Origin of the sequence: Streptomyces sp. SID5464 (assembly GCF_009862985.1) — a bacterium.
Lineage (GTDB): Bacteria > Actinomycetota > Actinomycetes > Streptomycetales > Streptomycetaceae > Streptomyces > Streptomyces chartreusis_D.
The window spans coordinates 85859-107931 of the sequence record NZ_WWIQ01000010.1 but is presented as its reverse complement, the minus strand read 5'-3'; the positions used below and the strand labels follow the sequence as shown (position 1 = coordinate 107931).

Genomic DNA, 22073 nt, shown 5'->3' with positions numbered 1-22073 from the left:
AGGAAAACGCACGGGCCGCGCGAAAAGTTCCCGCGCGGCCCGGTCGGTCCGTCAAAAACCCCAGTTGGGATGATCGTTCAGCCGCTCACGCGGCGCTGCCCGCGACCCACTGGCTCCATGCCATGTTCCAGCCGTTGAGCCCGTTGTCCGGCGCCACCGTCTTGTCGGGCGAGTTCTTCACGACCACCACGTCCCCGATGAGCGAGTTGTCGTAGAACCACTTGGCGGGTGTGCTGCCGCCGGCGCCCTGGACGTCCGCGAGGCCGACGCAGCCGTGGCTGGTGCCCTGGCGACCGAAGGGCGGATTGCCCTTGTTGTACCAGTAGTTGCCGTGGATGAACGTGCCGGAGGTCGTCAGGCGCATCGCGTGCGGCACGTCCGGGATGTTGTACTCACCGCCGAGTCCGACCGTCCGGCTGTTCATCCGGGTCTGCACGAACTTCTCGGAGATCACCATCTGCCCGTTGTACGTGGTGTGCTGCGGGCTGCCCGCCGAGATCGGGATCGTCTTGACGGTCTTGCCGTCCCGCACGACCGTCATGGTCTGCGTGTTGACGTCGACCGTGGAGACCTGCGAGCGCCCGACGGTGAAGGTGACCGTCTTCTTCTGGACGCCGTAGACGCCGTTCGTGCCCTCGACCCCGTCCAGGTCGATCTTCATCGTGACCTTGGAGCCGGCCTTCCAGTACTCCTCGGGCCGGAAGTCGAGCCGCTGCGAGCCGAACCAGTGCCCGACCACCTGCTGCCCGCTGCTGGACGTGACCGTGATGTGCGACTGCACGTCCTTGCGGTTCGTGATGGCCTTGTCGAAGTTGAACGACACCGGCATGCCCACACCGACCGTGGTGCCGTCGTCCGGCGTGTACGTCCCGATGAAGCTGTTCGCCGAGGTGACCGTCGTGAAGATGGAGTTCGCGGCGGCCGTACGGCCCTTCGTGTCCTTCGCTGTCGCCGATATCTGGTACTTCGTGCCGCGCTCCAGCTGCTCCTTCGGCTTCCAGACCTTGCCGTCGGAGGAGATCGAGCCCGGTACGGCCTGACCGCTGCCCGCCACCGTCATCTTCACGTCGGTCAGCTTGCCGTCGCTGACCTTCACGCCGGTCGAGTTGATGGAGGCGCCGGTCGAACCGTCCTTCGCCGAGATGGCGATCTTCGCGACGGAGGTCTTCGCCGAATCGCTGCCACCCTTGGCGTCGTCCTTGGCGTTGGCGCTGCCACCGCAGGCGGTGAGCGTCAGGGCGCCGACCATCAGGGCGGCACATGCCCCCAGTTTGCGCCGCGCTGCAATGTCCGGCGTTGTCACGGGCTGCTCCCAGTTCGAGTGATGTGCGTGGTCCGCTCCAGTACGTGGGTGAAGAGGGGCCGGGCGGCCGGTCGGGTTCCGTCCGACCGCCATGAGCGACATCACCGTTACAGGCCCGGGACAATGTCCGGCGCCGCTGTGGAGCCGCTGTGCGGCGCCCATCCGCTCAGCGGCCCGCGTACAACTCCCGGTACGACGGCCACGCCCCGCCCGGACCGTCGACCGGCTCCGCGGCGCGCACGGCCCGCACGATCGCCCGGGTCACGACGTCCGCGCCCGCGGCGAGGATCTCGTTGAGGGCGAGCGGGTTCGCGGCGTCCAGGGCGCGGTCTCCGGTCGCCAGCGCGAACACCGTGTCCCCGTCGTTGAGGAGGTGCACCGGCCGCACCGCGCGGGCGATGCCGTCGTGTGCCGTGCCGGCCAGCTTCTGCGCCTGCGCCTTCGACAGGTCCGCGTCCGTGGCGACCACCGCCAGCGTCGTGTTGAGCGGCGGAGGCGCGCTCCTCGCGGCCGTCTCGGCGAGGCGCCGCCGCGCGGCCTCGTGCACCTCCGCCTCCGGGTACTCCACCCGCCCCTGGAACAACTCCCCGTACAGCACCCCCGTCTCCGGATCCAGCACCGACCCCGCCGCGTTGGCCACCACCAGCGCGGCCACCGTGATCCCCGAGCCGAGCACGGTGCTCGCGCCGCCGACGCCGCCCTTCACCACTCCGACCACCGCCCCCGTGCCGGCGCCCACACAGCCCTCGGGCACCGGCGCGCCGAACGCGCTCGCCGCGGCCGCCTCGACCGCCGCGCGGCCGGTGGCCGCGTCCGGCCGGGCCCGGAAGTCGCCACCGCGTCCCAGATCGAAGACACAGGCGGCGGGCACCACCGGCACGACATGCGCCGGGTCCGCCCCGACACGGATCCCGCGCCCCCGTTCCTCCAGCCAGGCCATCACCCCCGAAGCCGAGTCGAGCCCGTACGCGCTGCCGCCGGTCAGCACGATCGCCTCGACCTTCCGCACCACGTTGCGCGGGTCGAGCGCGTCCGTCTCCTTGGTGCCGGGACCCCCGCCCCGCACGTCCACGGCGGCCACGGCCCCGCCCTCCGGGGCCAGCACCACCGTGGTGCCGGTGAGCCAGCCGTCGCCGGCGCGTGTCGCGTGCCCCACCCGCAGGCCGGAGACATCCGTCAGAGCGTCCACCAGAGCGTCAACTGTCATGCCGCCCAGTCTCGTCCAGACCCCGGCCCTCACGGGCGCACCCAGCCGGCCGACGCCGCCGGCCTGCACGCGGGGCTTCGCGGGCGCTGTCGTGGGGCCGGTGTGGTCGGCCCGGAGGGGGGCGGGACTTCGCGGGCGCTTTCACTCGGTCGCCCGTCCGTGGCCGATGCGGCCGGCCGGCCCGGCTCCCGGGGACGCGGGACGAACTCGCGGGCCCCTCACCCGGCCGTCGGCGCTGCCTGCCCGCCGGCCCGGGCGGTCCTGCGCAGGGCCAGGGTCTCTCCCGCCACCACCGACAGCGCGCAGACCACGCCCGCCGCGAGCACCGCCCAGTCGTCGAGGAACGTGCAGCAGATCACCAGCAGTGCCGTCGTCGGCAGCACCAGCTGCTGGGCGATCCCCGACTTGAAGTGGCGCGAGTGCAGGGCCCACAAGGTCAGCAGATACAAGGCCGTCGGCAGGGTCACCGCGGCCGACGCCGCCAGCGTGGAGATGTGCGCCTTGCCGACCGTCTGCTCCACCGCCACCTCCAGCCCGGCCCCGACCGCGGCCGCCGAGGCGAAGACCAGGTAGTGGCCGTAGCCCCAGAGGAACGCCTGCCGGTTGGACCGCAGATGGTCGTGGATGGGGACCACGAAGTAGACCCACCACGCGGCGAAGATGATCAGCAGCCCGCCCGCCGCGATGGGGAGGAGCTCGCCCAGGGCGTCGTTCTCGTCGACGCCCGACTTCACGGCGACCGTGGCCGCGGCGATCGTCTCGCCGAGCACGATGATGGTGAACAGTCCGTACCGCTCGGCGATATGGCGCGGATGCCAGGACGTGGGACGGTCCTTCTCCGCCCACGGCGGCACACACATCTCCAGCAGCGCCATCACCAGGAACCACCAAGGCCGGGCCCCCTCGGGCAGGAACAGCAGCCCCAGCCAGCCGACCTGGCACGCCAGCACGCCACCGGCGTAGCGCAGGGCCGTCGTCCGCTCCGGGCCCTCGCTGGAGCGGGCCGCCCGCAGCCACTGCGCCGCCAGGGCGAGCCGCATGATCAGGTAGCCCAGCCAGACCACGAAGAACTCGTGCTCCTCGAACGCCCGGGAGACCCCCGCCGCGAGGACCAGCACCCCCGCGATCTGCACCAGCGTGACGACCCGGTAGAGCACGTCGTCGTTGTCGTACGCCGAGGCGAACCATGTGAAGTTCATCCACGCCCACCACAGGGCGAAGAACACCATCGCGTAGTCGAGGATCCCCTCGCCCGCATGTCCCTCGGCGACGGAGTGCACCAGCTGGATGCCCGCCTGGGCCACGGCCACGACGAAGCACAGGTCGAAGAAGAGCTCCAGCGGCGAGGCCGTCCGGTGCGCCTCGTCGCGTCCACGGGCCCTGAGGCTGCGCAGCGGCCCCCGGCTGCCGGGCACGCCGGAGGGGACGGGCGCACCGGAGGGGACGGGCGGGGGAGTGGGGCTGGACGTCATGGTTCCCAGCACAACAGAAGGCGCGGGGATTTTCTCCGCGAATTCCTCCGCTTCCTCCGCGACCGTACCCTGGACGCATGAGCACCGCCCCCGACCCCGAGCCGCGCGCGCCGAAGCCCGCGCTGGTCTTCGACGACCCGCTCGACCAGCAGTCCTCCGACGACACCGACCGCGGCTGGGGCGAGCGCTCCGACGCCGGTGGCGGCGCGGCCGACCTCAAGCGCTTCCTCGACGAGAAGCCGCCCCACCACCTCTGAGCCGGCCCTACCGCCGATCGTGCCCGGAGCCGCGCTGTGCGACCAGCGCGTCGCGGATCTCCTTCAGCACCTCCAGCTCGGTCACCTCGATGACCTCCTGGGTGCCCTCCTTGGCCTTGCGGCGGGCCTCCAGCCGGCCCAGGTACTTCGCCATGGGCAGGACCATCAGGAAGTAGACGACCGCCGCGGTGATCACGAAGCTCAGCGTGGCGCCGAGGACGGAGCCCCACAGGATCCGGATGCCCTGCTCGCCCTCGCACGTCGAGCTCAGACACGAGCTGTAGTGGTCGAGGTTCTTGGTCCCGATGGCCCCGACGACGGGGTTGATGATCCCCTTCACCACGGCGTTGACGATGTTGGTGAACGCGGCGCCGATCACCACCGCCACCGCCAGATCGACGACGTTCCCGCGCATCAGGAAGGCCTTGAAGCCCTCCCAGACGCTCGGATCCTTCTTCTCGCTCACCCCGGGGTCTCTCCTCGCACGAGCAGCTTGCGGAACAAAACGCTCCGCAACCTACGTCAACGTTGCGCCGAACGGACCACCTGGGTCCCTCGAACGAGCGACTTGACGCGATCAGGTACGTCACCACAGTGTCACCGCCAACCGCGCGGTGGCGCTCGCACCGGCGAGCCGGGCCGCCGTCGCACGCGGCACCGACAGCACGACCAGCGCCCCTGCGTCGCTCGCGCCCTCCAGCGGCTCCGGCACCTTCGTCACCCTGGCCCCGCGTGCGACCACCCGGGCATCGCCGCCCGACACCGTCTCCTCGGCGGCGATGACGTCGACCCGGTCGCCGGGCCGCAGCAGCCGCACGGTGGCCGCGTCGGCGATCCGGACCGGGGCCGTCACCGCCCCCACGGCACGACGCGTCCGCACGGGCTGCTCCCCGGACACCGCCGTGTGCGCGGGGGGCTGGGCCCGGGGATGCCCACGGGCCCCTTCGGAGCCCCGCGGTCCCGCCGCGACCAGCGCGGTCGCGGTGACCGCGAGTCCCACGGCCAGGGCCCGCCGCCGGTTCCGTACGAGCCGGCCGACCCGGCCGCCGCGCACCCGTACGGGGTCGAACCGCGGCACCTCACGCGCCGCCGGCACCTCGGGGCCGGGCGGGCATGCGGCAACAGACCAAGAAGGCAGGGCGAGGAAAGAGGAAAAGGAGGGAGAGGGAGAGGGAGAAGAGGGAGACGGAGACGGATCGAGGGACATGGGGAACCACCACCTGTGACGAGCGACCGGCTTGCGCTCCCCACGATGGGGCCTCGCGCCACAGCCCGCTCAGGCCTGTGGACCTGCCACCGCCCTGTGGACAACTCCCTCACCCGAACGGCAACTTCCGCCTACCGCAGCTTCCGCTACCGCCTACCGCAGCTTCCGCCTACGGCAACGCGAACCCCGGATCCATCCCGCCCAGCGCATTCACGCACAGACAGCCCCGCTCGTCCTCCCCCGGCAACCCCGCCACCGCGTCGAACAGCACGCCCCGCAGCCGGTCCACATTGGCCGCGAACACCCGCAGCACCTCGTCGTGCGAGACGCCCTCCCCGGTCTCGGCTCCGGCGTCGAGGTCGGTGACCAGGGTCAGGGACGTGTAGCAGAGCTCCAGCTCGCGGGCGAGCGCCGCCTCGGGATGGCCGGTCATACCCACCACCGACCAGCCCTGCGCCTGGTGCCACAACGATTCGGCACGGGTCGAGAAGCGCGGCCCCTCGACGACGACCAGCGTGCCGCCGTCCACCGGCTCCCAGTCCCGCCCGCGCGCCGCCTTCAGCGCGACGGCCCGCCCGGCGGGGCAGTAGGGGTCGGCCAGCGACACGTGCACCACGTTGGGCACCGTGCCGTCGGGCAGCGGAAGCCCGTCGAAGTACGTGTTCGCGCGGGACTTGGTCCGGTCGACCAGCTGGTCCGGCACCAGCAGCGTGCCCGGCCCGTACTCGGGACGCAGTCCGCCGACGGCACAGGGGGCGAGCACCTGGCGCACGCCGACCGACCGCAGCGCCCACAGGTTGGCCCGGTAGTTGATCCGGTGCGGCGGCAGATGGTGGCCCCGTCCGTGCCGGGGCAGGAAGGCGACGCGCCGGCCGGCGACCTCGCCGAGGAAGAGGGAGTCGCTGGGCGGCCCGTACGGGGTGTCGACCTGGACCTCGGTCACGTCGTCGAGGAAGGAGTAGAACCCGGAGCCGCCGATGACGCCGATCCCGGCGTCCCCCTTGTTCGTCACGTTCGCCTTGTTCACCATGCCCGCACCCTAACCGCACGCGGAAACGCCGAGGACCCCGTCGCCGAAAGGCGACAGGGTCCCGTAAGAAACAGGCCTTATGCGGCGGTGGTGCTGCTCGTGGAGCTGCCGGTGCTCGACGACGAGCTCGAACCGGAGCCAGAGCCGGAGCCGGAGTCGGAGGACGACGAGGAGCTCGACGACTTCGACGCCGGGGTGCTGCTCGAGGAGGAGCCGCGGCTGTCGTTCCGGTAGAAGCCGGAGCCCTTGAAGACAATGCCGACCGCCGAGAACACCTTCTTCAGGCGGCCCTTGCAGCTGGGGCACTCGGTGAGGGCGTCGTCGGTGAACTTCTGCACCGCCTCGAGGCCCTCGCCGCACTCGGTGCACTGGTACTGGTAGGTGGGCACTGTCTTCCTCCTGGCACTCTCACTCGATGAGTGCTAACGACGATCCATCTTGACGTATTCCGGCCGTTCAGTCCACTGCCACCGGCACGCGGTGACCCACGCCACGTGCGACGGTGCGGCCCTGGGCGCGTCCCGCCAGCCGGGAACGCAGGGCCAGGAGGGTCGCCAGGGCGAGCACGGTGCCGCCCATCGGCACCAGGAAACCGGCGCCGTCCCGGAAGCGGTCCTCCAGCTGCCCGGCGACCGTGACGGCGGCCGCCTGGCCGAGCGCCACCGCGCCGGTCAGCCAGGTGAAGGCCTCGGTGCGGGCACCGGCCGGGACCAGGCCCTCGACCAGGGTGTAGCCGGTGATCAGGGCGGGCGCGATGCACATGCCGACCAGCAGGCCGAGACCGGCGAGGACCGGCACCGAGTGGGCGGCCCACAGACCCGACGCGGCGAGCGCGAGTGCCGTGTAGCCCACGACGAGGCGCCGCTGCGGGGCCGCCTTCCAGGCGATCGCGCCGCAGACGACGCCGGAGAGCATGTTGCCCGCGGCGAAGACCCCGTAGAGGACGCCGTTGAGGCCCGGTTCGCCGATCGACTCGGTGAACGCGGCCAGCGAGACCTGCATACCGCCGAAGACGGACCCGATGCCCAGGAACGTCACGATCAGCACGCGCACCCCGGGGATCCGCAGCGCGGAAGCGTGCTCCACGCGCGCGTGGCCGCTGCCGCCCCCGACCGAGGGCTGGGTGCTCTTCTGCGCGGCGAACAGCAGACCGCCGATCAGGGTCAGCGAGGCCTCCGTGACCAGGCCGGCGGCCGGGTCGACGGCCGTGCACAGGGCGGTGGCCAGCAGCGGGCCGACCACGAAGGTCAGTTCGTCCGTGACGGACTCGAAGGCCGCCGCGGTGGTCATCAGTGGCGAGTCCTTCAGCTTCACGCCCCAGCGGGCCCGCACCATGGGCCCGACCTGCGGCACCGAGGCACCGGTCGGGACGGCCGCCGCGAACACCGCCCACAGGGGGGCGTCCAGCAGCGCCAGCGACGTCAGCGTCAGCCCGGACAGCGCGTGCAGCAGCACGCCGGGGATCAGCACGGCCCGCTGCCCGTAGCGGTCGGCGAGGCGGCCGCTGTAGGGAGCGAACAGCGCCATGGAGACACCGGTGACGGCCGCGGCGGCGCCCGCCGCTCCGTAGGAGCCGGTGGTGTGCTGCACCAGCAGCACGATGGAGATCGTCAGCATCGCGAACGGCTGGCGTGCCGCGAAGCCGGGGAGCAGGAACGTCCAGGCGCCGCGGGTGCGCAGCAGCCGTCCGTATCCCGGGCGGGCGGAAGCCGTCGAGTTCTTCGAGGTCATCGAGTTCTTCGACGTCTTCGAGGTGACCGTGGACGCCACGGCCCGTGCCTTTCTGCCGCCTGGTAGCGCGGGCCCGCGGACGGGCGGCGCCGAGAGCTGTCCTCTTGCGCGGAACTGCGGTAGATGCCGGGGCCCGGTGAGGAGGGGCGACCCGACCGCCATACGGTCGCGCCAGCTCTGCGTCAGGCAGAGTTGGTTCGATCTGGGTAACGCCTTCATCGTACAGGGATCAAGGGGTGTGTGCCTGTGAAAGTGAGCACCATGGGCCCGTCCACCCCGCAAATCCCAAAAGGTGCGAAACGCCCTTCAGTGGCTCGCCGCGTCCGTCCCCAGCCAGCCGGCCAGCTTGCCGCCGCGCCCCACGGCCCGCAGCCGGCTCTCGGTCGCGTCCCGGACGGGGTCCGTGGCGACGACGAGGAGTTCGTCGCCCCGTTGCAATATCGTCGTCGGCAGCGGCACGAAGGACTCGCCCCCGCGCACGATGAGCGTCACGGCCGCGCCGTGCGGCAGCCGCAGCTCGGCCACCTCCACGCCGTGCATCTTCGACCCGTCGGGGATCGCCACGGACAGCAGATGCCCGCGCAGCCGCTCCAGCGGGGCCGACTCGATGCCGAGGTCGGCGGCCTCCGAACCGTCCCCGAGGCGCAGCTTGCGGCCCAGCCAGGGCAGCGTCGGGCCCTGGACCAGGGTGTAGACGACGACCAGCACGAAGACGATGTTGAAGATCCGGCGGCTGGCGTCGACGCCCTCCACCATCGGGATGGTCGCCAGGATGATGGGCACGGCTCCGCGCAGCCCCGCCCAGGACATCAGGGTCTGCTCCTGCCACGGCACCCGGAACGGCGACAGGCAGACCACCACGCTCAGCGGACGCGCCACCATGGTGAGCACCAGCCCGATGACGAGCGCGGGCACGATGTCGTCGCCCAGCTCGTGCGGGGTGACCAGCAGGCCGAGCAGGACGAACATGCCGATCTGGGCCATCCAGCCGAGCCCGTCGGCGAAGCCGCGCGTGGCCGGCCAGTGCGGCAGCCGCGCGTTGCCCATCACCATCGCGGCGAGGTACACCGCGAGGAATCCGCTGCCGTGGGCCAGCGCACCCGCCGCGTACGCCACCACGGCGATGGCCATGACGGCGATCGGATAGAGGCCGGAGGCCGGCAGCGCCACGTGCCGCAGCCCCCAGGAGCCGAGCCAGCCCACCGCGAGCCCGATGGCCGCGCCGATGGCCAGCTCCAGCAGGATCACGCCCAGCAGCACGTACCAGTGCTCGGCCGGGCCCGCCGTGGACAGCGAGACCACGAGGATGACCACCGGGGCGTCGTTGAAGCCGGACTCCGCCTCCAACGTGCCCGTCACGCGCGCGGGGAGGGGGATTTTCCGCAGCACGGAGAACACGGCCGCCGCGTCGGTCGAGGAGACGACCGCCCCGATGATGAGCGCCTGCCGCCACTCCAGCCCGATCAGGTAGTGCGCGGCCGACGCCGTGACCCCGACGCTCACCGCGACACCGGCCAGCGCCAGTGCGGTGGCGGCCGGCAGGGCCGGCTTGATCTCCTTCCACTTCGTGCCCAGACCGCCCTCGGCCAGGATCACGACCAGGGCCGCGTACCCGATGACCTGGGTCAGTTCGGCGTTGTCGAAGTGGATGTCGCCGATGCCGTCCTGGCCCATGGCGACGCCTATCCCCAGATACACGAGCAGGCTGGGGAGCCCGCTGCGCGAGGAGATCCGTACCGCTGCGACGGCGACGAGCAGGACGAGCGAGCAGACGAGCAGGAGCTGGTTGAGGTGGTGAACAGTCAGCGGCCGAATCCTTCCCTGGCCCGCACGCACACGCGCGTGGGCTCACGTACATCGCACATGAAGCTGTGGCGCATCGCGCCAACTACTTCGTTACCTTACCTAACTCTTGACGATTTCTTGACGCTTGAGAGGGCAAGATCGAACGCCAGTCCGTGCCGGTTCCCGACTCCGCGTCAAGGGGCGCAAGGCCCTGCGCCTATCGTTGCTCCAGCGCTCAGTTAAAAGCACAGCCGAACCTGCCGCTCGCGTTAGGACAGCAAGGACAGCGATGCCCCCCAACACCACCGCCTCCACGGGTCAGCAGCCCGGCAAGTCCGGCAGGAGAAAGGGGCGCAAAGCCCGTCTGATCGTGCTCGTCCTGGTGCTGGCACTGATCGGAGGCCTCGCCTTCGGGGCGTACTGGTCCATCAGCACCGTCCGGGCCTCCTTCCCGCAGACCAAGGGCTCCCTCACGCTCAAGGGCCTCTCGGGACCCGTCGAGGTCAAACGCGACAACTACGGCATTCCGCAGATCTACGCCTCCTCGGACGCGGACCTGTTCATGGCGCAGGGCTACGTCCAGGCGCAGGACCGGTTCTACGAGATGGACGTACGCCGTCACATGGCGGCCGGCCGGCTGTCGGAGATGTTCGGCAAGAGCCAGGTCGACAACGACGAGTTCCTGCGCACCCTCGGCTGGGAGCGGGTCGCCAAGGAGGAGTACGACACCAAGCTGTCGGCCGCCACGAAGAAGTACCTCCAGGCCTACGCCCAGGGGGTCAACGCCTACCTCCAGGGCAAGGACGGCAAGGACATCTCCCTGGAGTACGCGGCGCTGGGCTTCACCAACGACTACAAGCCGCAGAAGTGGACCCCGGTCGACTCGATCTCCTGGCTGAAGGCGATGGCCTGGGACCTGCGCAGCAACATGCAGGACGAGATCGACCGGGCCCTGCTGACCAGCCGCCTCGGCCCCAAGCAGATCGCCGAGCTGTACCCGCAGTACCCGTACAGCCGGAACAAGGCGATCGTCCAGGAGGGCCAGTACGACGAGCTGACGGGGGCGTTCGAACAGGGCGGCACGAGCGGCACCAGCGGCACCGGTACGGGCGGCACGAGCGGAACCGGCGGCACCGCCACCGGCACGGCGGGCACGGCTTCCGGCACCTCGGGCACGGCTTCCGGCACCTCGGGCACGGCTTCCGGCACCTCGGGCACGGCTTCCGGCACCTCGGGCCTGGACAGCCAGCTCACCGGCCTCAGCGACGCCCTGAGCGACCTCCCGCCGGCCGTCGGCGTGAACGGTGACGGCATCGGCTCCAACTCCTGGGTCGTCAGCGGGGAGCACACCATCACCGGCAAGCCGCTGCTGGCCAACGACCCGCACCTGTCGCCCTCGCTGCCGTCCGTCTGGTACCAGATGGGCCTGCACTGCCGCAGCGTCTCCAGCGCGTGCCAGTACGACGTCAGCGGCTACACCTTCGCCGGCATGCCCGGCGTGATAATCGGTCACAACCAGGACATCGCCTGGGGCATGACCAACTCCGGCGTTGACGTCACGGACCTCTACCTGGAGAAGATCACCGGCGACGGCTACCTGTACGACGGCAAGGTCAAGCCCTTCGAGACGCGCGAGGAGACCATCAAGGTCGCCGGCGGCTCGCCCAAGACGATCGTCGTCCGCGAGACCAACAACGGGCCCCTGCTGTCCGACCGTGCCGAAGAGCTCGTGAAGGTCGGCAAGAAGGCCACCGTCGACACCGCCGCACCCGACAGAGGCGACGGCTACGGTGTCGCGCTGCGCTGGACCGCGCTCCAGCCGGGCACCACCATGGACGCCGTCTTCGCCATGGACCGGGCGAAGAACTGGACCGACTTCCGCAAGGCCGCCGCGCTGTTCGACGTGCCCTCGCAGAACCTGATCTACGCGGACACCGAGGACAACATCGGCTACACCCTGCCGGGCAGGATCCCCACGCGCTCCCAGGACGACGACGGCTCCGTCCCGGCGCCCGGCTGGGACCCCAAGTACCGCTGGACCGGCTACATCGAGCAGGACGCGCTGCCGTACGAGTACAACCCGCCGCGCGGCTACATCGTCACCGCCAACCAGGCCGTGATCGACCCGGACAAGTACCCCTACACGCTCACCGAGGACTGGAGCTACGGCACGCGCAGCCAGCGGATCACCGACCTCATCCAGTCGAAGATCAAGAACGGCGGCAAGATCTCCACGGACGACATGCGCCAGATGCAGCTGGACAACAGCAGCGAGATCGCCCGGCTGCTGGTGCCCACGCTGCTGAAGATCGACCCCGGCAGCAAGGACGTGCGCGAGGCGCAGAAGCTGCTGGAGGGCTGGGACTACACCCAGGACACCGACTCGGCGGCCGCGGCCTACTTCAACGCGGTCTGGCGCAACATCCTCAAGCTCGCCTTCGGCAACAAGCTGCCCAAGGAGCTGCGGGTCAAGGGCCAGTGCCTGTGGGTGGAGCCGGTCAACACCACCGGGCCCGCCGACGAGGCGGGGAAGGTGCGCGAGTGCGGTGAGCGCGACCCCGACCAGGCGCAGCCCGACGGCGGGGACCGCTGGTTCGAGGTGGTCCGCAAGCTGATGGACCAGCCGGACAGCGACTGGTGGAAGACGCCCAAGGCGGGCACCCGCCCCGCCGCCGACAACCGCGACCAGCTGTTCAAGCGCGCGATGATCGACGCCCGCTGGGAGCTGACCGCCAAGCTCGGCAAGGACATCGACACCTGGACCTGGGGCCGGCTGCACCGCCTGTTCCTGAAGAACCAGACCCTCGGCACCGAGGGCCCCGGTTTCGTCCAGTACGCCCTCAACCGCGGCCCCTGGGAGCTCAGCGGCGGCGAGGCCACCGTCAACGCGACCGGCTGGAACGCGGCCGGCGGCTACGGCGTGGTGTGGGTGCCGTCCATGCGGATGGTCGTGAACCTCGGCGACCTCGACAAGTCCCGCTGGATCAACCTCAGCGGCGCCTCCGGGCACGCCTACAGCGCCCACTACGTCGACCAGACGGACAAGTGGGCCGACGGAGAACTGCTCCCGTGGTCCTTCTCGGACCGGGCGGTCGAGGACGGCACGACCGACAAGCTGGTGCTCAAGCCGTGAGCCGCTGACACCGGAGACCGGGAACGGCCCGCCACGCGCGCGTGGCGGGCCGTTCCCGCGTCAGGCCTCCCGCCCGAACCGCCGCACCCCCGACGGCGTCACCACCGCGTGCACCGGCCGGTCGTGCGGCTCCTCGGGGACGTGCTCGACCACCTCGGAGTCGTACAACAGCACCACCAGCGCGGGCCGCGCGCCCGCCCGCTCCAGCCGCGCCAGCACCCGGTCGTACGAGCCTCCGCCGCGCCCCAGCCGCATCCCGCGCGTGTCGACCGCCAGCCCCGGCAGCAGCACGGCGTCGGCGGTGGTGACGGCGTCCGGCCCGAGGCGCTCGCCCGCGGGCTCGAAGAGGGCCATCCGGCCGCCGTGTTGGACACGCGCGAGCGAGCCCTCACCCTCGTAGACGCCCCAGTCGAGGTCGTTGTCCGGGAGCAGCACCGGCAGCAGGACGCGCACGCCCCGGGTGCGCAACGCGTCCAGGAGCGCGAGCGTCCCCGGTTCGCTCCCCACGGAGACGTACGCCGCCACCGTGCCGGCCCGCGCCAACTCGGGCAGCTCCAGCGCCCGCCCGGCCAGCGCGGCCGACGTCTCCCGCAGGTCATCCGCCGTCAACCTGTTCCTCATCGTGAGGAAGTCGCGCCGCAAAGTCCGCTTGTCAGGCTCACCCGGACGTCCGATGTGACTCAAAGGTTGCTCCCGTACCGTTGCAATACGCTCATATGAGCGCCTATGAACCGGAGCCGCAGATTCCATGCAAAGGCACCGGATAAGGTGGCGGGCATGACTCAGTCGCACCCTCGGATCAGCAAGGCTGTCATTCCAGCAGCAGGCCTCGGCACCCGGTTCCTGCCGGCCACCAAAGCCACTCCCAAGGAGATGCTGCCGGTCGTCGACAAGCCGGCGATCCAGTACGTGGTCGAGGAGGCCGTCGCCGCGGGTCTCGACGACGTCCTCATGGTGACGGGCCGCAACAAGCGCCCCCTCGAGGACCACTTCGACCGCAACTACGAGCTGGAGTCGGCGCTTCAGAAGAAGGGCGACGCCAGCCGTCTCGCCAAGGTGCAGGAGTCGAGCGACCTCGCGACGATGCACTACGTCCGCCAGGGCGACCCCAAGGGCCTCGGCCACGCCGTGCTGTGCGCCGCCCCGCACGTGGGGCACGAGCCCTTCGCCGTCCTCCTCGGCGACGACCTGATCGACCCCCGCGACCCCCTGCTCCAGCGCATGGTCGAGGTCCAGGAGCAGCGCGGCGGCAGCGTCATCGCGCTCATGGAGGTCGCCCCGGAGCAGATCCACCTCTACGGCTGCGCGGCAGTCGAGACCACCGAGGACAGCGACGTCGTCAAGGTCAGCGGCCTGGTCGAGAAGCCGGACCCGGCCGACGCCCCGTCCAACTACGCGATCATCGGCCGCTACGTCCTCGACCCGCACATCTTCGAGATACTGCGCAAGACCGAGCCGGGCCGCGGCGGCGAGATCCAGCTCACGGACGCCCTCCAGCAGCTCGCCGAAGACGAGAAGATCGGCGGCCCGGTGCACGGCGTCGTCTTCAAGGGCCGCCGCTATGACACCGGTGACCGCGGCGACTACCTGCGTGCCATTGTCCGACTCGCGTGCGAACGTGAAGACCTGGGCCCGGACTTCCGGACCTGGCTTCGCAGTTACGTAGCCGAGGAGATGTAGCACGTTGAGCAGCGCCGCGCCCCGCGTCACCGGCCAGGACCACTTCGGCCCCGACCACCTGTGGTCGGTGGAGGAGCACCTGGAGGACATCCTCGCCACCGTCCGCCCCCTGGAACCCATCGAGCTGCATCTGCTCGACGCCCAGGGCTGCGTCCTCGTCGAGGACGTCACGGTGCCGGTGTCCCTGCCGCCCTTCGACAACAGCTCGATGGACGGCTACGCGGTGCGGGTCGCGGACGTGGCGGGCGCGAGCGAGGAGTTCCCCGCGGCCCTGGAGGTCGTCGGGGACGTCGCCGCCGGCCAGGCCGAGCTGCTCCACGTGGGCCCCGGCCAGGCCGCCCGGATCATGACCGGCGCCCCGCTGCCGCCCGGCGCCGAGGCGGTCGTGCCCGTCGAGTGGACCGACGGCGGGCTCGGCGAGGGCCCGGTGCGCGGCATGCGCGCCCGCAGCCTCGGCCCCGAGGGCGCCACCGGGCACGTGCAGGTGTACCGTCCGGCCGAGGCGCGCGCGCACGTGCGCGCGAAAGGCAGTGACGTGAAGGCCGGCGACCGTGCCCTGGAGGCCGGCACGATCCTCGGCCCGCCCCAGATCGCCCTGCTCGCCGCGATCGGCCGCGGCACGGTCCGCGTCCGCCCGCGCCCGCGCGTGGTGGTGCTCTCCACCGGCAGCGAACTCGTCCAGCCCGACGAGGAGCTGCGCACCGGTCAGATCTACGACTCCAACAGCTTCGCCCTCACCGCCGCCGCCCGCGACGCCGGCGCCATCGCCTACCGCGTGGGCGCCGTCGCCGACGACGCCGAGACCCTGCGCTCCACCATCGAGGACCAGCTGGTCCGCGCCGACCTGGTGGTCACCACCGGCGGCGTGAGCGTCGGGGCGTACGACGTCGTCAAGGAGGCCCTGTCCCACGTCGCCGACGAGGACGAGGCGGGCAGCGGCATCGAGTTCCGCAAGCTCGCCATGCAGCCCGGCAAGCCCCAGGGCTTCGGCTCCATCGGCCCCGACCACACCCCCCTGTTGGCCCTGCCCGGCAACCCGGTGTCGTCGTACGTCTCCTTCGAACTGTTCGTCCGCCCCGCGATCCGCGCCCTGATGGGGCTGGAGGACGTCCACCGGCCGACGGCCCGGGCGACCCTGACCGCCGACAAGGCGCTGACCTCGCCGAAGGGCCGCCGCCAGTTCCTGCGCGGCACGTACGCCGACGGGCGGGTCACCCCGGTCGGCGGCGCCGGGTCCCACCTGATCGCGGCGCTCGCCCACGCCGACGCGCTGATCGTCGTCCCCGAGGACACCGAGTCCGTCGAGCCCGGCACCGAGGTCGAGGTGGTCCTGCTCGGCTGAGAGGCGCTGGTTGGGGGTACCGTGTCGCGCACAGCAGGCCCGGACCGGGAGCGCCACACAGCATGAGCATGCAGGACCCCCCTACGCAGGACCGCCTGACGCACATCGACGAGGCGGGTGCCGCCCGCATGGTCGACGTGTCCGAGAAGGACGTGACCGCCCGCACCGCCCGCGCCAGCGGACGCGTCCTCGTCTCGCCCCGTGTGATCGAACTGCTGCGCGGCGAGGGCGTCCCCAAGGGTGACGCCCTCGCGACCGCGCGGATCGCCGGGATCATGGGCGCCAAACGCACCCCGGATCTGATCCCGCTCTGTCACCCCTTGTCGGTGTCCGGTGTGAAACTGGACCTGTCGGTCGCGGACGACGCGGTGGAGATCCTGGCCACCGTGAAGACGACGGACCGCACGGGCGTCGAGATGGAGGCCCTCACCGCGGTCTCCGTCGCCGCGCTCACCGTGATCGACATGGTCAAGGCGGTCGACAAGGGAGCGGTCATCACGGACGTACGGGTGGAGGAGAAGACGGGCGGCAAGTCGGGCGACTGGAGCCGGGCATGACGTACCGCGCTCTCGTCGTGACCGCTTCCAACCGGGCCGCCGCCGGGATCTACGAGGACAAGGGCGGTCCGTTGATCGCCGACGGCCTGAAAGGCTTCGGCTTCGAGGTCGATGGCCCGCAGGTCGTCCCCGACGGCGACCCCGTGGAGGCGGCTCTGCGCGCCGGTGTCGAGACCGGCTACGACGTCATCGTCACCACCGGTGGCACGGGCATCTCGCCCACCGACCGCACCCCCGAGGCGACCCGCCGCGTGATCGACCACGAGGTGCCGGGCATCGCCGAGGCCATCCGGGCGTTCGGCCGGGAGAAGGTGCCGACGGCGGCGCTCTCCCGGGGCCTGGCCGGAGTGGCGGGCGGCACGCTGATCGTCAACCTGCCCGGCTCCAGCGGCGGCGTGAAGGACGGACTGGCCGTCCTGGAACCGCTGCTGGTCCACGCCGTCGAGCAGCTCCGCGGCGGTGACCACCCCAGACCCGGCAGTGGGGGTGCGAGCTGAACAGCCCATCCTGGCCCGTCGAGCTGGTGGACGGCGACATCGTCCTCAGGCCGATAAAGCTGCGCGACCAGCGGGCGTGGCGCGAGGTCAACCGGCGCAACCGCGACTGGCTGCGCCCCTGGGAGGCGACCATTCCGCCGCCCGCGCCCGGCGGGCCGATGGCGCACCGCCCCACCTTCCGCCAGATGGTCCGCCACCTCAGGTCGGAGGCGAACGCGGGCCGGATGCTGCCCTTCGTGATCGAGTACCAGGGGCGGCTGGTGGGGCAGTTGACCGTGGCCGGAATCACCTGGGGCTCGATGTGTTCGGGGCATGTCGGCTACTGGGTGGACGAAGGGGTGGCCGGCCGCGGGGTGATGCCGACGGCGGTGGCGCTCGTCGTGGACCACTGTTTCCGCACGGTCGGGCTGCACCGCATCGAGGTCTGCATTCGCCCCGAGAACGGGCCCAGCCGCCGGGTCGTGGAGAAACTCGGATTCCGTGAGGAGGGGCTCAGGCCGCGTTATCTCCACATCGACGGGGCCTGGCGCGACCACCTCGTCTTCGCGCTCACGGCGGAAGAGGTGCCGGACGGGTTGCTGAGGCGCTGGCACCGGGCACGATCGCAGAGTAATCCCGGAATCCGGCCGCACCCCGGAAATTGAATACATGTTCGAAATTGATCGACTGGTGACCGTCTCAGGGCATTGAATTCCCGGCCTGGACGGTCCACTGATCGCATCGGTCACAAAAAAAGTTCGAAATATCAGCCAGATCGTGCGACACACCGGCGCAATTGGCAGATGGCCTCATGCAAACCCCTCTACGGTGTGAGGCGTGAGCAGCAGCGGCCTCATCTACGCAGTCATCGTCGGGGCCTGGGCCGCCTACTTGGTGCCGATGTGGCTCCGTAGGCAGGACGAGCTGAACGAGGCCCGTCCGACGGAACGCTTCAGCACCGCCATCCGGCTTCTGTCCGGAAAGGCGGCCATGGAGCGCCGGTACGCCAAGGACCTGCGGGCGCGCTCCACCGACGAGGGGGAGCAGGGCGCCGACGACCTGGACGCCGTCACCGACTCGGTGGACGTCCGGGCCTTCGCCGTGTCCAAGACGCGTCCGCAGACCCAGGTACCCGTACCGTCGCCCGCCCCCGAGCAGCCGGCCCGTCAGGCCCCCGGACCCAGCCCGGCGAGCGCCGAACGCGGACGGGGCCATGTGCCCGCCGCCCGGCGCGGCCCGGCCCCTCGGACGAACAAGGCGAACCAGGCGAACCAGGCGGCCGCAGCGCGGGCCCGGCGCTCGAAGGTGCTCGCGCGCCGTCGGCGCACCACCACCATGCTGTTCCTCGCCTTCACCCTCGGCGCGATCGTCGCCGCGGTCGGGGGCCTCACGTTCCTGTGGGCGCCCGGCGTGCCCGCCGTCATGCTCAGCGTGTACATCGCGTATCTGCGCTCCCAGGAGCGCCGCCGCTTCGCCTACCAGATGGACCGCCGCCGGGCCGAGGTCGCGGCGCAGCGGCTGCGCGAGCGGCAGCGCCAGCCCCGCAGGGGCGCCGCCGACGAGGCTGCCGACGAACCGGAGGAAGGACCCGAGCCGGCGGCCGACCCCGGCCTGTCGGCCCTCGCGGCGGACCGGCGCGCACTCGTCGAGCAGACCGACCACGCCGAGTGGGTCGACCAGCAGCGCGAGCGGCAGCGGCGGCCGGGGCAGGGCGACAGCTGGGAGCCGGTGCCGGTGCCCCTGCCGACCTATGTGACCGCACCCGTCGCACCCCGGGCCACCAGCGACGTGGACCTCGGAGCCCCTGACACCTGGAGCTCCGCGCGGTCGAGCGCCGTCCCCCCGGAGCACGAGGACGCCACGGCCCCCGCCGACAGCGCGGGCCCCGCCGAGGCTGACGCCCGCGGGCAGGAGAGGGCGGACGGCGGCGGGCGCAGTGACGCCCGCCGTGCGGCCTCCGCGCGGCGGGCCCGGGAGCGCGGCCGCACGCCGCTGTTCGACCAGTACGAGGACGGGGACCGGCCCCGGGCCGCCAACGAGTAGCCCCGCGAAGCCGCAGGTGACCGCCCCTCGGCAACGGATTTCCAAGCAGGCGGATCGGGGTGCTAAAGTTTCACTCGTTGCAAGGGCCTGTGGCGCAGTCCGGTAGCGCACCTCGTTCGCATCGAGGGGGCCAGGGGTTCAAATCCCCTCAGGTCCACGCAGCTCAGAGCCCGGTCGGGAAACCGACCGGGCTCTGACGTGTGTTCAGCGCCACCGCTTGCCCAAGCTTGGTCCGGCCGTGGATCTTCTTGGCGATCTCACCCGGATACTGGGGTATCTGGTCGGTGCGCTTGCCGCGGAGGCGCTGTGACACATCTGGTTCCGGGCATCTTCGCAGCCGTCTTCGCGGGCGCGCTGAACCTGTTCTTCGTCCGGGCGGCGTGGCTGCACTGGACCGGCTCCGGCCGGGCGCCCGACCTGCACGTCGGGTACTCCTGGAACCCGTCGGTCGTTGAGGGGCATGAACGCGGCATCGTCCCGCTCGCCGCCTCGTTCGTCTGCATGACGATCGGCATCACCGCCACCGCCGCCTCGGACGGCGCGGGGATGGCCCTGGTTCAGGTCGGTGCGATCTTCGTCCTGGGCTCGCTGCCCTTGCTGGTGCTGCACGTCACGATCGCGTGGTTCAACTGGCCGAAGGTGCTGGTGCCGCCGCACCGGCGGGGCGAGACCGGCTCGGTGACCGAGTGGTGGCGGGACCGCAGGCGGCGCGCGCCGCATGACAAGGGTCACGGGCGGGGCGGCGGCTGAGCCCCCGTCAGTCGGCGGGCCGCAGTCGCTTCGCGAAGCAGCGGCTCGACTCGTAGTGCCGGTAGTAGCCGAACTTGGCGCACGGCTCGTAGCCGCTGGACGTGTACAGGGCTATGGCCTCCGGCTGCTTGAGGCCCGTCTCCAGGACCATGCGGATGCGGCCGGCCTCGCGGGCGTCCTCCTCCAGGGCGGCCAGGATGCGCCGGGCCAGGCCCCGGCCGCGCATCTGCTCGATCACGTACATGCGCTTGACCTCGGCGTCGCCGTCCAGGTTGCCCTCGTCGTTCGCGTCCTGAGCGCGCCAGCCGCCCGAGGCGACGGGCGTGCCGTCCTCGTCGTACGCGATCAGGTAGACGCCGTTCGGCGGGGCGAAGTCCGCGGCGGCCATGACCGTGGCGTCGCCGTCGTCGCCGTAGCGGACGGCGTACTCGGCCTGGACCTGGTCGTTCAGCTTCACGGCGTCGGGGTGGTCGAAGGAGACCCGGCGTATCTGCATGACGGCTACCGTATTCGATCCGGAACTGGACCTCGTCCAGTGTGCCGGTATCGTGCCGGGGTGCTCACTGTGACCTCTGTGAATGTGAATGGGCTGCGTGCCGCCGCGAAGAAGGGCTTCGTGGAGTGGCTCGCGCAGACCGACGCCGACGTCCTGTGCCTCCAGGAGGTGCGGGCCGAGCCGGAGCAGTTGCCGGAGCACGTCCGGCACCCCGAGGGCTGGCATGTGGTGCACGCGCCCGCCGCCGCGAAGGGACGGGCCGGGGTGTCCCTGTACAGCCGGCGTGAGCCCGACCGGGTCCAGGTCGGGTTCGGGTCCGCCGAGTTCGACGGCAGCGGGCGGTACGTGGAGGCGGATCTGCCGGGGGTCACCGTCGCCTCCCTGTATCTGCCCTCGGGTGAGGTCGGGACCGAGCGGCAGGACGAGAAGGAGCGCTTCATGGGTGAGTTCCTCGCCCATCTGAAGGGGCTCCGGGAGCGGGCCGCCGCCGAGGGGCGCGAGGTGCTGGTCTGCGGCGACTGGAACATCGCCCACCAGCAGGCCGACCTGAAGAACTGGCGCGGCAACACCAAGAACTCCGGGTTCCTGCCCGAGGAGCGGGAGTGGCTCGGGCGCGTGCTCGACCCGGCCGACGGCGGGTACGTCGACGTCGTACGCGCCCTGCATCCGGACACGGAGGGCCCGTACTCGTGGTGGTCGTACCGCGGGCGGGCCTTCGACAACGACACCGGCTGGCGGATCGACTACCACGTGGCCACCCCGGGGCTCGCCGGGCGAGCGGTCAAGGGGTTCGTGGAGCGGGCGGCCACACATGCGGAGCGGTGGTCCGACCACGCGCCGGTGACCGTGGTGTACGACCGCTAGGGGGTGTCCTGCGGTCCAGGGCCAGGGACAGTTCCGCCTCCACCACGCTGCGGGCCAGCGGGCGCAGGCGGGGCAGGTCGTCCTCGGAGGCGTGGCGCAGGACCAGGCCGGTGAAGAGTTCGGCCAGGGCGTCGGCGTGGGTGCGGACCTGCTTGGCCGCGCCGAGGACCTCCGCGAGGGGGATGCCCTCGCGGACCAGGGCCGAGGAGACCTCCAGGAGACGGCGGCTGACGTGGACGATCTCGTCGCCGTCGGTGCCGAGGTAGCCGAGTTCCATCGCGGCGGCGAGGTTCTCGGGGGTCGCCTCGCCCGCGAAGTGGTCGGCGAGCTCCTCGGGGGTGAGGTGGACCGGCTCCTCCTCGGTGGGGCCGCCGACGCCGAGCAGGTCGCCGACGTCCCGGCCGTGGTCGAAGGCCTCCGCCAGCTCCGCGATGCCGCTGAGGGTGTGGCCGCGTTCCAGCAGGGCCGTGATCGTGCGCAGCCGGTTCAGGTGGTGGTCGTCGTACCAGGCGATACGGCCTTCCCGGCGGGGTGGCGGGATCAGCTTGCGTTCGCGGTAGAAGCGCAGGGTGCGCACCGTGATCCCGGCCAGGCGGGCCAGCTCTTCCATGCGGTATTCACGCTTCTCGGCCACCTGGGCACCTTAAGGCGTACCGAGGGTAACTTTCCTCGACCGCCCCCTACCCATCAGTACGTCGCTGCCCTACTCTCCCATTGCGCCAGTGTTCACTGGCGTGGTT

General features: G+C 71.2%; 22 protein-coding genes and 1 tRNA gene. 11 read left to right on the top strand and 12 right to left on the bottom strand.

Annotation, left to right across the window (positions count from 1 at the left end; all coding sequences use genetic code 11):
* Positions 1-85: 85 nt before the first annotated feature.
* From GTY47_RS10490 to GTY47_RS10480, 3 genes are all read right to left on the bottom strand, one after another.
* A complete protein-coding gene (locus tag GTY47_RS10490) occupies positions 86-1303 on the bottom strand; it encodes an Ig-like domain-containing protein (RefSeq protein ID WP_029180860.1) in 1218 nt (405 codons plus the stop codon).
* Between the two features lie 166 nt (positions 1304-1469).
* Positions 1470-2510, bottom strand: a complete 1041-nt coding sequence (locus GTY47_RS10485; RefSeq protein WP_040902691.1) for a P1 family peptidase — start codon at positions 2508-2510, stop codon at positions 1470-1472.
* Between the two features lie 218 nt (positions 2511-2728).
* Entirely contained in the window at positions 2729-3982 is a 1254-nt protein-coding gene (locus GTY47_RS10480) for a low temperature requirement protein A (RefSeq protein ID WP_040902690.1), read from the bottom strand.
* A 77-nt stretch (positions 3983-4059) separates the two neighbouring features.
* On the opposite strand from GTY47_RS10480, the gene GTY47_RS10475 reads away from it, so the two are divergent.
* Complete coding sequence (locus GTY47_RS10475) at positions 4060-4239, top strand: hypothetical protein (RefSeq protein ID WP_010035397.1); 180 nt, start codon at positions 4060-4062, stop codon at positions 4237-4239.
* 7 nt (positions 4240-4246) lie between these two features.
* Here GTY47_RS10475 and mscL read toward each other — a convergent pair whose 3' ends face one another.
* The 6 genes from mscL to GTY47_RS10445 form a co-directional block, all read right to left on the bottom strand.
* Positions 4247-4705 (bottom strand): large conductance mechanosensitive channel protein MscL, encoded by a 459-nt coding sequence (gene mscL / locus GTY47_RS10470; protein ID WP_010035395.1) that lies wholly within the window; start codon positions 4703-4705, stop codon positions 4247-4249.
* 120 nt (positions 4706-4825) lie between these two features.
* Positions 4826-5317, bottom strand: a complete 492-nt coding sequence (locus tag GTY47_RS10465; protein WP_029180858.1) for a hypothetical protein — start codon at positions 5315-5317, stop codon at positions 4826-4828.
* Between the two features lie 298 nt (positions 5318-5615).
* Positions 5616-6476, bottom strand: a complete 861-nt coding sequence (locus GTY47_RS10460; protein WP_010035387.1) for an S-methyl-5'-thioadenosine phosphorylase — start codon at positions 6474-6476, stop codon at positions 5616-5618.
* A 77-nt stretch (positions 6477-6553) separates the two neighbouring features.
* Positions 6554-6865: an FmdB family zinc ribbon protein gene (locus GTY47_RS10455; protein ID WP_029180856.1), complete on the bottom strand. Its 312-nt coding sequence runs from the start codon at positions 6863-6865 to the stop codon at positions 6554-6556.
* Positions 6866-6932: 67 nt separating this feature from the next.
* Complete coding sequence (locus GTY47_RS10450; protein WP_086012480.1) at positions 6933-8207, bottom strand: MFS transporter; 1275 nt, start codon at positions 8205-8207, stop codon at positions 6933-6935.
* A 306-nt stretch (positions 8208-8513) separates the two neighbouring features.
* Positions 8514-10043, bottom strand: coding sequence for a potassium/proton antiporter (locus GTY47_RS10445; protein ID WP_010035379.1), 1530 nt, complete (start codon positions 10041-10043; stop codon positions 8514-8516).
* Positions 10044-10281: 238 nt separating this feature from the next.
* On the opposite strand from GTY47_RS10445, the gene GTY47_RS10440 reads away from it, so the two are divergent.
* On the top strand, positions 10282-13125 hold the full coding sequence (locus GTY47_RS10440; RefSeq protein ID WP_010035376.1) for a penicillin acylase family protein: 2844 nt from the start codon (positions 10282-10284) through the stop codon (positions 13123-13125).
* Between the two features lie 60 nt (positions 13126-13185).
* Here the strand turns inward: GTY47_RS10440 and GTY47_RS10435 are convergent, their stop codons facing one another.
* Complete coding sequence (locus tag GTY47_RS10435; RefSeq protein ID WP_029180855.1) at positions 13186-13809, bottom strand: 5-formyltetrahydrofolate cyclo-ligase; 624 nt, start codon at positions 13807-13809, stop codon at positions 13186-13188.
* A 93-nt stretch (positions 13810-13902) separates the two neighbouring features.
* Here GTY47_RS10435 and galU point away from each other — a divergent pair, with 93 nt between their 5' ends.
* The 8 genes from galU (at position 13903) to GTY47_RS40165 (ending at position 19973) form a co-directional block, all read left to right on the top strand.
* Positions 13903-14805: a UTP--glucose-1-phosphate uridylyltransferase GalU gene (gene galU, locus GTY47_RS10430; RefSeq protein WP_010035372.1), complete on the top strand. Its 903-nt coding sequence runs from the start codon at positions 13903-13905 to the stop codon at positions 14803-14805.
* 4 nt (positions 14806-14809) lie between these two features.
* Complete coding sequence (gene glp, locus GTY47_RS10425; RefSeq protein ID WP_010035369.1) at positions 14810-16147, top strand: gephyrin-like molybdotransferase Glp; 1338 nt, start codon at positions 14810-14812, stop codon at positions 16145-16147.
* A 62-nt stretch (positions 16148-16209) separates the two neighbouring features.
* Entirely contained in the window at positions 16210-16704 is a 495-nt protein-coding gene (gene moaC, locus GTY47_RS10420) for a cyclic pyranopterin monophosphate synthase MoaC (RefSeq protein WP_029180854.1), read from the top strand.
* The gene (locus GTY47_RS10415) at positions 16701-17201 is read left to right on the top strand and encodes a MogA/MoaB family molybdenum cofactor biosynthesis protein (protein ID WP_010035362.1); all 501 of its coding nucleotides are present in this window, start codon (positions 16701-16703) and stop codon (positions 17199-17201) included. Before moaC ends, GTY47_RS10415 begins: the two co-directional genes overlap by 4 nt.
* A 23-nt stretch (positions 17202-17224) precedes the next feature.
* Entirely contained in the window at positions 17225-17845 is a 621-nt protein-coding gene (locus GTY47_RS10410; protein ID WP_231911251.1) for a GNAT family protein, read from the top strand.
* 172 nt (positions 17846-18017) lie between these two features.
* Complete coding sequence (gene glpR / locus GTY47_RS10405) at positions 18018-19223, top strand: gephyrin-like molybdotransferase receptor GlpR (RefSeq protein ID WP_010035357.1); 1206 nt, start codon at positions 18018-18020, stop codon at positions 19221-19223.
* An 83-nt stretch (positions 19224-19306) separates the two neighbouring features.
* Positions 19307-19380: transfer RNA gene (locus tag GTY47_RS10400), tRNA-Ala, on the top strand.
* Between the two features lie 149 nt (positions 19381-19529).
* Entirely contained in the window at positions 19530-19973 is a 444-nt protein-coding gene (locus GTY47_RS40165) for a hypothetical protein (RefSeq protein WP_010035356.1), read from the top strand.
* A gap of 7 nt (positions 19974-19980) precedes the next feature.
* Here the strand turns inward: GTY47_RS40165 and GTY47_RS10395 are convergent, their stop codons facing one another.
* Positions 19981-20469: a GNAT family N-acetyltransferase gene (locus tag GTY47_RS10395; protein ID WP_010035355.1), complete on the bottom strand. Its 489-nt coding sequence runs from the start codon at positions 20467-20469 to the stop codon at positions 19981-19983.
* A gap of 60 nt (positions 20470-20529) precedes the next feature.
* On the opposite strand from GTY47_RS10395, the gene GTY47_RS10390 reads away from it, so the two are divergent.
* Entirely contained in the window at positions 20530-21333 is an 804-nt protein-coding gene (locus tag GTY47_RS10390) for an exodeoxyribonuclease III (protein ID WP_029180852.1), read from the top strand.
* Here the strand turns inward: GTY47_RS10390 and GTY47_RS10385 are convergent.
* The gene (locus tag GTY47_RS10385) at positions 21251-21967 is read right to left on the bottom strand and encodes a MerR family transcriptional regulator (protein WP_231911167.1); all 717 of its coding nucleotides are present in this window, start codon (positions 21965-21967) and stop codon (positions 21251-21253) included. The two genes, GTY47_RS10390 and GTY47_RS10385, sit on opposite strands and share 83 nt — an antisense overlap.
* Positions 21968-22073: the final 106 nt, after the last annotated feature.